The sequence below is a fragment of the Microcoleus sp. S13_C3 genome, from assembly GCF_036700905.1.
Lineage (GTDB): Bacteria > Cyanobacteriota > Cyanobacteriia > Cyanobacteriales > Microcoleaceae > Microcoleus.
Genome location: NZ_JAUBPT010000046.1, coordinates 14,956 through 28,633, shown reverse-complemented (window position 1 = coordinate 28,633; position 13,678 = coordinate 14,956). Strand labels below are relative to the sequence as shown.

Sequence of the window (13,678 nt, the reverse complement as noted above, 5' to 3'; positions counted from 1 at the left end):
CTAAAATCTAAAATCTAAAATTCTGCCGTTGGCCGAATGCCTTCAAAAGACTATCGCACGAAGTTGTCACCTAAGTAATACTGTCGCACTAAAGGGTTGCTGTAGAGTTCTTCTTCAGCCCCGGAGGCTAAAATTTGGCCGTCTCGCATGATGTAGGCTCGATCGGTAATTTCGAGGGTTTCTCGGACGTTGTGATCCGTGATGAGGATGCCGATTTTGCGATCGCGCAGTTTAGCAATAATGGTTTGAATTTCGTCTACGGCGATCGGATCGACGCCTGCAAACGGTTCGTCTAAAAATAGGAACATCGGGCCGTCTCGCCCTGCGGCTAAGGCTCTGGCTAGTTCAGTCCGTCGTCTTTCTCCCCCCGATATTTGAATTCCCAAACTGGATGCTATTTTTTCTAAGCGAAATTCTTGCAATAGGAAATCGACTCGCTCGCGCCATTCCCAGCGCGGCACTTGAGTTTGTTCTAAAACTAACAAAATGTTGTCCCGCACGCTCATGTTGCGGAAAATGCTTGCTTCTTGAGCGAGATAGCCAATTCCCAAATGTGCTCGCTGGTGCATCGCCAATTTAGTGATGTCTAAATCGTTTAGCCAAACGGTGCCTTGATTTGGTTTTTCTAATCCGGTTGCTATGTAAAATGTTGTGGTTTTGCCGGCACCGTTGGGGCCGAGCAAGCCTACGATTTCTCCTTGGGCTACTGACAGGTTGACGCGACTAACTACATTGCGTTTTCCGTAGGATTTGTGAATATTTTCGAGTACAATTTTCATTTTCGCTCCCGGCAACCTCTACAAGCTCAATTTCAGACTGCAGCTTTGTGCGATCGACTCTCTAATTTAAAGTTTACCTTTCCAAGTTTGTGAGTTTTATAAAGACGAAATTTCGCATCTATCCCAAGCAGTATGTTTTGGCTGAGGCGAAATTTCGCTGCTGCGAGCCACTGTTACCGGGGGGCTGTAGTTGGACGTGGGGAGCCCACTGCATTTTGGGCTGCTGCATCTTGTTCCGGGGCCACCAGATAAACAGATTCTACCTGTCCTGGGTTGTCTGGCAGGGCAATAAACCGCCCTTCGTCGATCAGGTATGTTATGGTTTCGCCGCGCAGGCTGTTGCCCTGCTGCAATACGTAAACATCTCCGCTGAGAATGATCCGGCGCTCGCGGCTGAAGTATTGAGCTTGAGCCGCAGTTGCTTGTATTTGGCGGGCTGGATAGTTGATTTGCACGTTGCCGCGGGCTGTCACGATGCCGGTTTTGGAGTCGGCTTCTTGAATGTCCGATCGCACACTGAGAGTGCGGGGAGGGCCGGCTTGCGGGTAAGTGGGAGAGGCGATCGCGCCTGCCAGAGTGAGGGGCAACAGCAGCGATAATCCTTTAAATATTCGCGAATTAAGTAGTTTAGCGGAGAGCATCATAACTTACAAGCCTCAAAATTTGTGAAATTGCTGAAGGGCATTATCTCCAGTTAGGTATTTTATCTTAACGGCCAGAAAGATTCCCGTGAGGTCGATCGATTGACCCGACAGTCTCAACCAATTATCCTAGCAAGACAACAGCGAATTTAATTGGCTATTTTGCTGAGTGGCTGCAACTGTCTTACTCAGAAACAGCCACAAAAGCCTGTGAAGCAACACATAAATTCTATGACTGGGCCCGCGCGACAGCCCGCCCCCTAAGTGTGAGGCAAGGTGTGCTGCACCTGAGACTACAAGCCTTTACTTAAAATTGGCGATCATCGCGCAGTATAGCAAACGCCAAAACGATTACGACGTTATTAATTGCTCAAACATCAGTTTTTATTGCTTCTGGCTTCTTGCTTCTGCTATAATTCGCGGCAATTGCAAGCCTGCGACTTCTGTACCTGCGAACAACTGTACAAAATCAGCAACTTTTTCCGGCCCTGCTTGTTGCAAAGCGCTCAAAAGTTTAGCACTCTGTCCGAGCAAGTCTTCAACGGCAATTCCGGCATAACTGGGCTGATAATAACTGAGCCGATTTATTCCTTCTCCCAGCAAGATTACGGCACCGCGCCAGTTGTGATTTCCTAAGTGATAAAGCGCGACGGCAATTTGTAATATCCCCTGATAAAATCTTTTTTCTGGGTCGCCAGCTTCCATCCACAAAGCCTCTAGTGTGTCGTGACAAGCATAAAAGTCTTGACTATTAAACTGTTCGATACCTTGCCAAAAGTCGATCGGCATTTCCTCTGTCATTCGATTGGGGATTGGGGATTTTCGATGGCGGATGTGTGTTTGAGTAGGCGGCGATCGATTTTTGTTAAATAGCTAAGTCTTAAAAATAGGAAAAATAACGACCTGTTTTCAAAACTACTGCCATTTCACGACCGCCTACTTAACCGATTACATAGTGTCTCTGACAGCTTGAATCTGATCCATTCCTATTTCCTGATTAGTTCCAGCGAAATCGTTATCTGGCGTCAGAAATAACATACAGTGACACTCTTTGCGCTCGCGCATGGGAATGCAGGGACAGTTCCAGTAGGCGGCTTTTACTTCGGCTTCTTTATCTTCGTAATGGCGACAAGGGCATAAGGGAGCGCCTAGTTCATCCTTGTGTTTTGCTAGTCCTTCTATCACGACAGCAGTGACGGAAGGTTCAGAACAAAAGAAAGTTCCGGTGCGCTTGGCGTAGGTTTCGGAGAAATTCTTCATCGCCTCCAAAGTTTTTTCGTTGGAGAGTTTAGATTTTTCTGTTGTGTTCATAGTTTAGGATCGAAGTTGAGGATGCTACGAGCTTTTGACAATTGTAGCGCAGAATGTGATTTTAAACACTTGTATATTTCTGTTTACTTACAAGGAGGAAAACCTTGACAAAGATTGAGTTTTAGGTTGTTGGTTTTTTAGTGGTTTTTGTCTATCCCGGAGGGTGCGGGAAACTTGCAGCAGGGCGGGTTTTTGGAGCTGCCAAAAGATTTGGGCGATCGATCGCCCTCAACAATCATCCCCCAAAGGGGATAAAAATCGGATAAGATAGCACAGCCCTGTCCCTGTTAGTGGCATCTGATGGCAACTTCCCCGAACCGCACCAACAGCAAAAAATCTCCTCCTTCTGGGCTGATTTGGCCGGCTGACACCGAGTTAGTCGGATTAGTGTTTGAATTGACTCCCCGCGCTCCTAGCTATCTGTACGCGCAGTATGCTATAGGTTTGCACGCTTGGTTTTTAGGTCAAGTACAGCAAACTGACCCGGATTTATCGCAACTTTTGCACGATGAACAGTCAGAAAAAGCCTTTACTATTTCGGGATTGGAAGGTGATTTGCTCCCCGGTGGCAAAGAATTTCAGCTTTTGGGCGATCGAATTTATCGCTGGTACGTAACAGGACTTTCAAAGCCAGTAGTGCAGTGGCTGAGTCAGTGGCTGCAAAATTTGCCCCAAGAGATAGATTTGCGAAATGCTCCGCTGGTAATTCGCTCTTGGGATATTGCTTTTCCTCCCACAACTTACCAGCAATTATTAACAGCCGAACCCCCATCTTCGCCAACCATCAAACTTAGTTTTGTGACTCCTACAAGCTTTCGTAGCAAAGGGCATCACTTCCCTCTGCCAGTTCCCGAAAATGTTTTTCACAGTTATTTGCGCCGCTGGAATAACTTTTCGGGTGGAAATTTTGACCAAGCAGAATTTTTGAATTGGATTGATGAAAATGCAATTATTAGCCGCCACAAATTGGAGTCGCAAAAGGTAGCGGCGGGCAAAAAAGGCATGGTAACGGGATTCACTGGGGCTGTGGAATTTGGGCTAGGGCGATCGGCTCACAATCGCCCTGATTTTGTACAATTATTTTATGCTTTAGGGCGGTTAGCGCCTTACTGCGGCACGGGCCACAAAACAACTTTTGGATTGGGACAAACGCGAGCCCAATGGTTGACAGAAGCGCTACCTGAAGTATCGATACAAAGCGTATTGGCGGCGCGAATAGATGAATTGACAAATAAGTTTATGGCGCACAGAAAGCGTAAAGGTGGAAGTCGCGCTGCTGAGATTGCTGAAACTTGGGCGACGATTTTGGCGCGCCGGGAATTGGGAGAATCTTTGTTTGATATTGCTGCTGATTTGGAAATGCCTTATGAAACTGTGAAAACTTATGTAAAGTTGGCAAGAAGGGCTTTGAAAGTGGAAGATTAGAGGGCATTGGGCATTGGGCATTGGGCATTGGGCATTGGGCATTGGGAATGACTGATGACTGATGACTAATGACTGATGACTGCTGACTAAGGACTCTTAGTAAATAGATATATGTTGTCTCGCTGATATTTGAGTTGAAATTGAGGGTTGTTTTTTAGTTTAGTTATGAGGTTTTCCACAAAAGCTCGATCGCTCATCCAGCCAGGATATCTGAGGTTCAGCAATACATAATCAAATTCTGCGAGATTTGCAAGCGGCGCGTTAGCCAGAGTTAATTTTACTACAGGGCGGTGCGCTAAGTGCGGAGCAATCTGAGCATTTGTTAAAACACTGCCTTTGGTTTCAACCAGAGAAATTGCCTCTCTGGTAGCTGGCAAAGTGTCGAACCCATTTAAATAAATAGTCCAAAAATAGCCGTATTTCGCTAAAGCTAAGAAAGCAATCAACGACCAAATTACAATGACTCTAGGCAATGGATAATTAGGAAGTGGCAATCTCTCAAATATTGTTTTTCCCTTTTGGTGATTGCTAGCTGCTAAACTGGAAATTACGGCAACCAACAAAAACGGCAATATCGGCACAGAATATTGATGAATTAAATCCCGCTGAGCGGGAATATCGGAAAGAATATTCATCGCCAACATCGGCACAGCACTAATTAAAGATGACAGATGACGCGGAGACAGCCACCAAATTATAGGTAATACCAATAACGCTAAATATTCAAAAGTATCTAAAGAAAACAAACGCCCTAAAACTAGATTTGGTTTCACTATTAAATTAATAGCAATTTCCAAAACCGACTTTCCCAAATATTGATAGCGCCCGATTCCCGCGTGTTCTCTTCCCTGATTAAAATACGGTATAATTGCCTGAGTAGCTACCAGGAACCAACCCGCGCCTAAAAATAGAGCTATGAGTCCACAATTGCGTTTTTTGTCAAAACACAACAGCCACAAACCCATCGCAGCCACAGTTAAAGATAGCACGGCTTTGCAGCTCAAAACTAATACAATAGCAGCACAAAACCACAAGGTTTTATTCAGCCTCGCGGCTAAGATTGCTGCTAGCATTGCTGGTAAGGCAATTACTTCTGGGTGGAAGTCGAAGAGATTGACATTAAATACTGCGGGATAAAGCAGATATACGGCTGAAATTGCAATTGCTTTCTCTTCGTTTAATCCCGCTTGACGTGCCAAACTCCAACTCGGCCAAATGCCTAAAGCTAGGGAAACAGCTTGTACTAAAAAAAGCCAGTGAACATCTGGATATATTTTGTAAAGTAAAGCTAGTGGATAGAAAATAAAAGCGGCGTGATCCCCCCAAATATTTATTGCCATTAAAGAGGAAAATGGCGTTTGATTTTGGGATATCAAATAAATTGCTTGGTCAAAAATTGCTAAGTCGAATGCAGTTGACTGAAACAAAGCGTGCCGCGCGCTGCTGGCCGTAAATAAGACTATCGTTGTCACGACAATCATTAAAAATAGTGGATGATGTTTTAGGGATTTTAAAGTTAGCATTTTATTGGTTTAATCAACGATTCGTTTAAATAGCAAAACTTCGTTTTTTTGATAAGTTAATTGAAACTTGGGAGAGTTTTTAAGTTGATTTGCTAAGGTATCACCAAGTTTTTCAGTATCAGGCCAGGGATGGCGCAGGTTTAATAATATGTATTGAAATTCAGCTAAATTTGTTTGAGGCGAAATTTGTGACAGCAATTTTACTATTGGGCGGTGGGCAAAGTGAGGGGCAAGTCTATTATCTGTTAAAATACTGCTTTGGGGTTGAACTTGTGCGACTGCTTCGCGTGTAGCTTGCCAGGTATCTAGTCTATTTAGGTACAGATAAAAATCTTTATATTCGCCCAGAAATAGGAAAATTATTAACGACCAAATTATCATGATTCTCGGCAACTGAATTCCTTGCCAAAGTTGAGAAATTCGGAAGTTTTTAAATTGTGGCAGATTGAGCCATGTTAAAAACTGTTGCTTATTTGCTTTATCCTCTTCCTTGTTGCCTTTTCTTTCTTCCCTCTTCCTTGTTTCTTCCTTCGCGATTACTGCTAAAAATAAAAATGGAATTACAGGCACTGAATACTGATAGGCTAAGCTGCGTTGAAATGACAAGTCAGAGAGGATATTGATCAGCAGGGTAGGGATGGCAGGAATTAGCGCTGTTAAATATTGTAGGCGTAGTTTTCCCGAAAATGGCAATAGCAGCCAAATCACAGGTAAGGTGAGGAGAAATAAATATTTGAATGTATCGAAAGAAAGGATTTTTCCTAATACTAACTGTGGTTTTAATATGAGATTGATGATAATTTCTAGTACGGATTTGCCTAAATAGCTGTAGCGCCCGACTCCAGCGACTTCGCTGCCGCTAAACAAGGGGATGATTTTCTGGGAAGCTATCAAAAACCAAGCTGCACCGAGCAAAAGTGCGATCGCCCCGTACCGTTGCTTTTTTTCGCAAAAAAACAGCCAGAAACCCATAGCAACAACGGTTAGGGACAAAACCGCCTTGCAACTGAGAACTAACACAATAGCGGTACAAAACCACACAATTTTATTTAAACGCGCCGCCAAAATGGCTGCCAAAAGTGGGGGTAAAGCGATTACTTCCGGGTGAAAATCAAATAAATTGATGTTAAATACCACCGGATAGAGCAAATAAATCAATGCGATCGCACGGGATTGTTCTTGATTTAAACCTGCCAAACGCGCTAAACTCCAGGTAGGCCAAGCCCCCAGGGATAAAGCAACTGCTTGTACCAACAGCAGCCAATGCACATCCGGGTAAATTTTGTACAGCCAAGCTAGCGGATAATAGATTACCGCTGCGTGATCCCCTAAAATATGAATCCCCATTAAAGAAGAAAAAGGCGTTTGGTTTTGGCTGATCAAGTAAATTGCTTGGTCAAAAATTCCCAAATCGAAAGCAGTTGATTGGAATAAAGCGTGCCTTAAACTGCTACACAAAAAGAAAATTGCCGCAGCAGTAGCGATCGCCCAAACCAAACTCGACGGTAGCTGCGATCGACCTTCCTCTATATTTTCGGCGATCGAGACACTGATGTCCTCACGGTCATCAGCAAAATTTTCCCTATTCTGCATGAAATCTGGCACTAGGTGGTCAATCGATTTTAGATTTTAGATTTTAGATTTTAGATTGAAGCATTGACCCCACGGATAAATTCGGGGGCTCCTTTATCGGATACAGGTTTTTTATTTCTGGACGGATCAATCCGGGGGCTTGTATCCTGGATGCTTTCGGTCACTCAAAATATGATTCCATCGAATGTGCTTTCCACGCAATAGTTAACCACTAATTTTTATCCCCGCAATCGTAATATTAGAATAATCCACAAAACATTAAAAAATTGTGAAAGCAATAACTCTTCTCGGTTCCACAGGCTCGATCGGCACTCAAACTCTGGATATTGTAGCTCAATACCCCGACAAATTTCGGATTGTCGGGTTAACCGCCGGACGAAATGTAACGTTGCTGGCCCAGCAAATTCGCCAGTTTAGACCGGAGATTGTCGCGGTTTGCGACGAAGATAAATTACAGGAATTGAAGGAGGCGATCGCAGACCTCGACCCTCAACCTATTTTACTTGCTGGCGAGTCAGGCGTTGTCGAAGTTGCCCAATACGGCGACGCTCAAGCCGTCGTCACCGGCATAGTTGGCTGTGCCGGTTTGCTGCCAACAATTGCGGCTATCAAAGCAGGCAAAGATATTGCCTTAGCCAATAAAGAAACATTAATCGCAGGGGGCCCCGTTGTCAACCCCTTAATCGAAAAATACGGCGTTAAAATATTGCCGGCTGACTCGGAACATTCGGCCATTTTTCAGTGCCTCCAAGGTGTTATGGTTGGCGGGTTGCGGCGAATTATTCTCACCGCTTCGGGGGGTTCTTTTCGAGATTTGCCGATCGACAAATTAGCCGGAGTAACAGTAGCCGATGCTTTGAAACATCCGAATTGGTCGATGGGGCAGAAAATCACGATCGATTCTGCTACTTTGATGAATAAAGGATTAGAAGTAATTGAGGCTCATTACTTGTTCGGGATGGATTATGACGACATTGATATTGTCATCCATCCTCAGAGCATAATTCACTCGTTAATTGAGCTGCAAGATACCTCGGTTTTGGCGCAATTGGGATGGCCGGATATGCGATTGCCACTGCTTTATGCTTTGTCTTGGCCGGAGCGAATTCATACAGATTGGGAACGGCTGGATTTGGTAAAAGCTGGGGATTTAACTTTCCGAGAACCCGACCACGAAAAGTATCCTTGTATGCAGTTGGCTTACGCGGCGGGACGTGCGGGCGGTTCGATGCCTGCGGTGCTGAATGCGGCAAACGAACAGGCGGTAGCGCTATTTTTGGAGGAGAAGATTCAGTTTTTGGATATTCCCAAGTTGATTGAGAAGGTGTGCGACAAACATCAAGCCGAGAACTGTGAAAGTCCTGGTTTAGACGATATTTTGGCGGCGGATAGGTGGGCGCGGCAGGAAGTTTTGGCAGATAGTATGGAATTGGGCGATCGTATTCTTTCGGTTCGCTAATTGTATCAGCAGACTTGCAGTTACCCACAATTCCTAGGAGTGAATTAATTCCCCGTCTCATAGAAGACAGTCGGTTGAAACCGACTGCCCAACCTTGATAAATATCCAGTCCTCTTTCAGAGGACTGTAGCTATGAGACAGGGGTTTTTAACCCCTGGCGGACTATGCCAAAAAGTGCAAAATATCGGCAAAACTCTATTAAAGTTTTGGGCAATCGATTCTTCAATCCCTTGATAAAATAGAGCTATGAGTCCCATTCCTACAAGCAACCGATGCAAACTGAAACCAAATCAACATTATTTGAACTGAATCAACTAATTGTCCCCCCCGGCAATAAAGTGCAGTTACAAAACGTTAGCTGGGAAATGTACGAAGCTATCCTAGACGAGTTAGGAGAAGGTTACGCAATTCGACTTACTTATTACAAAGAAACACTGGAAATTAGGATGCCACTCCCAAAACATGAAAAAGCTAAATCACTAATTGGTGACTTTGTTAAGTTACTTCTGGAAGAACTTAATGTTGATTGTGAAGTTTTAGGTTCCACTACCTTCAAAAGCAAAGATATGCAGAGCGGCGTAGAACCTGATGATTGTTTCTATATTCAGAACCAAGCTGCTGTCAGAGGCAAGGATCGAATAGATTTAACAGTAGACCCGCCTCCCGATTTAGCGATCGAGATTGACAACTCCTCACAAACCGCTTTAAATAGCTATCAAGCTTTGAAAGTGCCGGAACTTTGGAGATATGATGGGCGAACCCTGAAAATTTATCTGCTTCAAGAGGGCAAATATACTGAGTCCGATACTAGCCAAAATTTCCCTGACTTTCCCATTATTGATGTAATTCCCGAATATGTCGATCGCGCCAACACCGAAGGCAGAAGCCCGACAATGAGAGCATTTCGAGCTTGGGCTAAAGAACAACTACAAATCAAAGACTCCGTTGAGAGCGGGTTTTACTAACTCCCAACTTTCGGCGCAAAATCAGCCGCACTCATCTTTTCGTACATTTCAAAAGGTTGGTGAATCCAAGGATTGTCAGCCAAATAATCTACATAATAATCCGGCTTGGCAACAGAACAAGCCTTGTACCAGAGTACAGCAGTCCGAATTTCCTGAATATCCTCGCCGTAGCGACTCTTCAGCCAAGCGATACCTTGCTCTAAACTAATTCCCGAATCCACCAAATCGTCAACCAGGAGAATGCGGCTGCCCAAATTATCGCCCACCATTGTCAAATCGCGGGCAAACTCGATCGCACCCCGGACATTTCCCTCGGCCCCACCATAGGACGAGGCCGCTAAAATCGCCAGAGGTTTGTCGAAAATCCGCGACAGAGTATCCCCAACCCGCAGCCCTCCCCTCGCCACACAGACAATTCGATCGAATTTCCACTGAGATTCCTCAATTTTTACAGCCAAATCCTCAATTTTCCGATGGTACTCAGGCCAAGAAACGTAAAGGTCGCTCATCAAAAAAATGGGTCTGAAACCCCGTCCTTTTAGGACGGCTTTACATGAATTTTTGTTAAGCTCTACCATTTCACACAAGACGTGCTAGTATGTGAAATAGCGTACTTAAGGTCAGCATGACACTAAAAGCCTTCAGCTATCGATTCTACCCAACGCCGGAACAAGAAAGTTTGTTGCGACGTACTTTGGGTTGTGTTCGTTTGGTCTACAACCGTGCTTTAGCCACAAGAACGGAAGCTTGGTACGCAGAACACAAACGGCTAGGCTATGCTGAGACTTCTTCAATGTTAACCGAATGGAAGAAAACTGAAGAACTAGATTTTCTGAACAAAGTGAGCTGCGTGCCACTGCAGCAATGCTTGAGACATTTACAAACGGCTTATACCAACTTTTTTGATGGGCGGGCACAATATCCTAACTTCAAAAAGAAACGCAACGGTGGTAGTGCAGAATTTACCAAGTCATCATTTAAGTTCAAAGATGGACAAGTCTACCTAGCAAAAAGCACACAAGCGTTACCAATTCGCTGGAGTCGGACACTACCTGATGGTTGCCGACCATCAACTATTACAGTAAAGCTTGCACCATCAGGTAGGTGGTCAGTTTCTCTGCTGGTAGATGTTGAAATTGAAGCATTACCCAAAACAGATAATCAAGTCGGTATCGACCTGGGAGTTACAAGCTTGCTCACTCTAAGCACTGGCGAAAAGATTGCCAATCCCAAAGGATTCAAGGCAAAGTATCGCAATCTTAGAAAAGCGCAAAAATCTTTAAGTCGCAAACAAAAAGGGTCAAACAACCGTCACAAAGCACGACTCAAAGTAGCGAAAGTGCATCAAGAAATTAGTGATGCAAGGAAAGATAATCTTCATAAGCTAACAACACGGTTGGTGCGTGAAAACCAAACCATCGCCGTAGAAAACTTAGCTGTGAAGAACATGATTAAAAATCCCAAACTTGCCGCTTCTATAAGTGATGCAAGTTGGGGGGAATTAGTGAGACAACTAGATTACAAGTGCGATTGGTACGGTCGTACTTTAATTAAGATTGACCGATGGTTTCCGAGTTCAAAACGGTGTGGTAATTGCGGACACATCGTTAACAAGATGCAGTTGAATATCCGGGAATGGGATTGTCCTAATTGCGACACTCACCATGACCGAGATATTAATGCGGCAAAAAATATTTTGGCGGCAGGGCTTGCCGTGTCAGTCTGTGGAGCGACTGTAAGACCAGAACAGAGTAAATCTGTTAAGGCTGGTGCGAAACCCCGTAAGGGACAGAAGCAGAAACCTGAATCGTGAGGTTTGGGAATCCCCGTGCGTTTACGCCTGGGTGGATGTCAATCCTAATATTATTGAAATATCAAAGGTATTATTAATTATTTTGGGGAAAATGACATGGATGCAGAGGAACTTCTCAGACGGTATGCAGCCGGAGAACGGGTTTTTCACAAAGTAGACCTGAGCGATGCCAATATCTCAAGGACAAATTTGCGCGATATTGACCTGAGTCACGCTAATTTAAAAGGTGCAAATTCGATCGGTCTCACCCTGTACAGAGCTAATCTGTATCAAGCAGATATCAGTCAAGCCAACCTCTCCCAAGCCAACCTCATGTCCGCTAATTTTGGCGAATGCGAGGCGGTGGGGGCGAACTTGAGCGGAGCCATCTTGCGGAGTGTCCTGCTCAGCGGGGCCGATTTAACGGGGGCGAGTCTCAGGGGTGCAGACATGAGAGATGCAAACCTTCAGGGGGCAATTTTGATTCAAGTTTATGCAGTTAACGCTAACTTGCAAGGTGCAAACTTGACAGAAGTCAAGCTTTGCGGAATCAACCTGAGCAAAGCAAATTTAACCGATGCGAACTTAACACAAGCTGACCTCAGCCGTGCTAACCTAACTCAAGCAAATCTGAGTTGGGCAAATTTGACGGAAGCAAATCTGGAAAAAGCTGATTTGAAGGGAGCCGATTTGAGCGGAGCTAACTTGAGCTGTGCAAATCTCCATCAAGCAGATTTGAGCGGAGTTTCCCTTAAGGGAGCAAATCTCCGGGGAGCAAACTTGCATCAAGCTTCTTTGCGCGGGACAAATTTGAATGAAGCGAATCTCAGAGAGGCCATGATGCCTGACGGCACAATCTCTGAGTAAATAAGCTGACAAAATAGAAGTTAAAACCGCAGGGTGCTTGTGGCGCACCCTACATTTAGGCTAATGCCGGATTTTTTTAAGGGGATTTAATTCTGCCTTCAAGTGACAGTGCATTTAAAGAGTAGTGGCCAAAAATTTGGAACCGAGTTTAATCTACAACTTTCAGCCAGCCCCGGCGAACGGCGTGGAGCAAGCGGTTGATGGCTGTTTGATCTTCTTCGGTAAGACAGTCATTTAACAGGGCTGCCTTGAGCTGTTGTCGGTGAGTGGGAGTCAGCAGACCGGAGTGATATACCTGAAAGACTAGCTCTGCAATAGTAAATTGAGGTAAAAGCGTTTGGGTGGTCATCATGTGTTTTTTTTGAACTCGCTCTTGACAGTATTGACTGATTTTTCCAATTTTTATGTGATTCAACTACGGGAGTAAATGTGATCCATTGGCTCTTGATGAGTGATTTGTGTCAGCAGGACTTGGGGAGCGGATGTTTCCTGGATAGCCCCGCGACTTGAAACACCAACCCCGTCCCGATTTCTCGCTTTTGGCAACTCCGAAATCTCTACTTTTTGTCAAGAAAATGTGACAAATTTCTGAATATTTATCTATTAAGAGATTACTACTGATTGCTAGCTAAATCGCTTGGCTTAATTCTACGTAAAACTTTTACGGTGTTTATAAACCCGCTTTTACCTACATTTACCTAGTTTCTTGGTGTGGTCTTGGTTCCGTGGATATACTTAATAACTCGCCCCAAAGCCGATACAAGTTTCCGACAGGATCGGCGATCTGCCCCAAATTTTAAGCTCTAGTTCATGCTCCCAGATTCATCTGTGAAGTCAATCTAAAATCTAAAATCTAAAATCTAAAGTCTAAAATTGCCTGACTGCTTCAAATCAAAAATCCCGGCTTCTTCAAGAAACCGGGGCGAGGTTTTCGATCGCAGTACATTTTTTTTTGGAGAGGGTTAATGGAGCGACCTACTCACTTCAATCTTATTGTTGGCAAAGCTTGACAGGAGAGAAAGTAGAAATACTCATCTCAACTTCTTGTGTGAGGGGACTAATCGGAAATCCTGACCCATCCGCGGCGGATGGCGTGCAGCAGGCGGTTGACTGCATCTCTGGCGTCTTCGCTGAGAGCGCTTTGGCAGAGTTCGCGCAATCCGTGGCTGTCAGTGCGAGTCAGATTGCCTGAATGAGTGACTTGATAGAACAGTTCAGCGATCGCGCGATCGGATTTTAAAGTCAGAGCTTGCATGAAATCTCGTTGAACTCGACTATTATAATATCGAGCATTTGAGAAAAGAGTAGGGTGATTGCAGTCGG

Annotated in this window: 14 protein-coding genes; 5 read left to right on the top strand and 9 right to left on the bottom strand. The window is 44.6% G+C overall.

What is annotated here, in order from left to right; genetic code table 11:
- Nucleotides 1-50: 50 nt before the first annotated feature.
- The 4 genes from lptB to QUA16_RS14770 all read right to left on the bottom strand — a co-directional run bounded on the left by lptB (nucleotide 51) and on the right by QUA16_RS14770 (nucleotide 2,731).
- The gene (lptB, locus tag QUA16_RS14785; protein WP_333034782.1) at nucleotides 51-779 is read right to left on the bottom strand and encodes an LPS export ABC transporter ATP-binding protein; all 729 of its coding nucleotides are present in this window, start codon (nucleotides 777-779) and stop codon (nucleotides 51-53) included.
- Nucleotides 780-952: 173 nt separating this feature from the next.
- The gene (locus QUA16_RS14780; RefSeq protein WP_333104116.1) at nucleotides 953-1,423 is read right to left on the bottom strand and encodes an LptA/OstA family protein; all 471 of its coding nucleotides are present in this window, start codon (nucleotides 1,421-1,423) and stop codon (nucleotides 953-955) included.
- A gap of 381 nt (nucleotides 1,424-1,804) precedes the next feature.
- Nucleotides 1,805-2,221, bottom strand: a complete 417-nt coding sequence (locus QUA16_RS14775; protein WP_333104115.1) for a DUF309 domain-containing protein — start codon at nucleotides 2,219-2,221, stop codon at nucleotides 1,805-1,807.
- 147 nt (nucleotides 2,222-2,368) lie between these two features.
- Entirely contained in the window at nucleotides 2,369-2,731 is a 363-nt protein-coding gene (locus QUA16_RS14770; RefSeq protein ID WP_333104114.1) for a ferredoxin thioredoxin reductase catalytic beta subunit, read from the bottom strand.
- A gap of 300 nt (nucleotides 2,732-3,031) precedes the next feature.
- Here QUA16_RS14770 and cas6 point away from each other — a divergent pair, with 300 nt between their 5' ends.
- Nucleotides 3,032-4,156: a CRISPR-associated endoribonuclease Cas6 gene (gene cas6 / locus QUA16_RS14765; RefSeq protein WP_333104113.1), complete on the top strand. Its 1,125-nt coding sequence runs from the start codon at nucleotides 3,032-3,034 to the stop codon at nucleotides 4,154-4,156.
- A gap of 86 nt (nucleotides 4,157-4,242) precedes the next feature.
- Here the strand turns inward: cas6 and QUA16_RS14760 are convergent, their stop codons facing one another.
- Both QUA16_RS14760 and QUA16_RS14755 read right to left on the bottom strand, forming a co-directional pair.
- Nucleotides 4,243-5,679: a DUF2079 domain-containing protein gene (locus QUA16_RS14760; RefSeq protein ID WP_333181191.1), complete on the bottom strand. Its 1,437-nt coding sequence runs from the start codon at nucleotides 5,677-5,679 to the stop codon at nucleotides 4,243-4,245.
- Nucleotides 5,680-5,688: 9 nt separating this feature from the next.
- Nucleotides 5,689-7,272, bottom strand: a complete 1,584-nt coding sequence (locus QUA16_RS14755; protein ID WP_333104112.1) for a DUF2079 domain-containing protein — start codon at nucleotides 7,270-7,272, stop codon at nucleotides 5,689-5,691.
- Nucleotides 7,273-7,540: 268 nt separating this feature from the next.
- On the opposite strand from QUA16_RS14755, the gene dxr reads away from it, so the two are divergent.
- Complete coding sequence (gene dxr, locus QUA16_RS14750) at nucleotides 7,541-8,731, top strand: 1-deoxy-D-xylulose-5-phosphate reductoisomerase (RefSeq protein WP_333104110.1); 1,191 nt, start codon at nucleotides 7,541-7,543, stop codon at nucleotides 8,729-8,731.
- 272 nt (nucleotides 8,732-9,003) lie between these two features.
- A complete protein-coding gene (locus QUA16_RS14745; RefSeq protein ID WP_333104109.1) occupies nucleotides 9,004-9,696 on the top strand; it encodes a Uma2 family endonuclease in 693 nt (230 codons plus the stop codon).
- On the opposite strand, the gene QUA16_RS14740 is transcribed toward QUA16_RS14745, so the two are convergent.
- Nucleotides 9,693-10,205 (bottom strand): phosphoribosyltransferase family protein, encoded by a 513-nt coding sequence (locus QUA16_RS14740; protein WP_333104108.1) that lies wholly within the window; start codon nucleotides 10,203-10,205, stop codon nucleotides 9,693-9,695. The genes QUA16_RS14745 and QUA16_RS14740 overlap by 4 nt on opposite strands.
- 116 nt (nucleotides 10,206-10,321) lie before the next feature.
- On the opposite strand from QUA16_RS14740, the gene QUA16_RS14735 reads away from it, so the two are divergent.
- Nucleotides 10,322-11,509, top strand: a complete 1,188-nt coding sequence (locus QUA16_RS14735) for an RNA-guided endonuclease TnpB family protein (protein WP_333104107.1) — start codon at nucleotides 10,322-10,324, stop codon at nucleotides 11,507-11,509.
- Between the two features lie 96 nt (nucleotides 11,510-11,605).
- Complete coding sequence (locus QUA16_RS14730) at nucleotides 11,606-12,355, top strand: pentapeptide repeat-containing protein (RefSeq protein WP_333104106.1); 750 nt, start codon at nucleotides 11,606-11,608, stop codon at nucleotides 12,353-12,355.
- Between the two features lie 148 nt (nucleotides 12,356-12,503).
- On the opposite strand, the gene QUA16_RS14725 is transcribed toward QUA16_RS14730, so the two are convergent.
- Both QUA16_RS14725 and QUA16_RS14720 read right to left on the bottom strand, forming a co-directional pair.
- Nucleotides 12,504-12,704, bottom strand: a complete 201-nt coding sequence (locus QUA16_RS14725; RefSeq protein WP_333104135.1) for a hypothetical protein — start codon at nucleotides 12,702-12,704, stop codon at nucleotides 12,504-12,506.
- Nucleotides 12,705-13,412: 708 nt separating this feature from the next.
- Nucleotides 13,413-13,610 (bottom strand): hypothetical protein, encoded by a 198-nt coding sequence (locus tag QUA16_RS14720; protein WP_333104105.1) that lies wholly within the window; start codon nucleotides 13,608-13,610, stop codon nucleotides 13,413-13,415.
- Nucleotides 13,611-13,678 lie beyond the last annotated feature (68 nt).

Coding starts and splice junctions, on each gene's coding strand:
- QUA16_RS14725 (WP_333104135.1), bottom strand. CDS start 12,704: ATGACCACCCAAACGCTTTTACCTCAATTTACTATTGCAGAGCTAGTC.
- QUA16_RS14780 (WP_333104116.1), bottom strand. CDS start 1,423: ATGATGCTCTCCGCTAAACTACTTAATTCGCGAATATTTAAAGGATTA.
- QUA16_RS14770 (WP_333104114.1), bottom strand. CDS start 2,731: ATGAACACAACAGAAAAATCTAAACTCTCCAACGAAAAAACTTTGGAG.
- QUA16_RS14760 (WP_333181191.1), bottom strand. CDS start 5,679: ATGCTAACTTTAAAATCCCTAAAACATCATCCACTATTTTTAATGATT.
- cas6 (WP_333104113.1), top strand. CDS start 3,032: ATGGCAACTTCCCCGAACCGCACCAACAGCAAAAAATCTCCTCCTTCT.
- QUA16_RS14775 (WP_333104115.1), bottom strand. CDS start 2,221: ATGACAGAGGAAATGCCGATCGACTTTTGGCAAGGTATCGAACAGTTT.
- lptB (WP_333034782.1), bottom strand. CDS start 779: ATGAAAATTGTACTCGAAAATATTCACAAATCCTACGGAAAACGCAAT.
- QUA16_RS14740 (WP_333104108.1), bottom strand. CDS start 10,205: ATGAGCGACCTTTACGTTTCTTGGCCTGAGTACCATCGGAAAATTGAG.
- QUA16_RS14755 (WP_333104112.1), bottom strand. CDS start 7,272: ATGCAGAATAGGGAAAATTTTGCTGATGACCGTGAGGACATCAGTGTC.
- QUA16_RS14745 (WP_333104109.1), top strand. CDS start 9,004: ATGCAAACTGAAACCAAATCAACATTATTTGAACTGAATCAACTAATT.
- QUA16_RS14730 (WP_333104106.1), top strand. CDS start 11,606: ATGGATGCAGAGGAACTTCTCAGACGGTATGCAGCCGGAGAACGGGTT.
- QUA16_RS14720 (WP_333104105.1), bottom strand. CDS start 13,610: ATGCAAGCTCTGACTTTAAAATCCGATCGCGCGATCGCTGAACTGTTC.
- QUA16_RS14735 (WP_333104107.1), top strand. CDS start 10,322: ATGACACTAAAAGCCTTCAGCTATCGATTCTACCCAACGCCGGAACAA.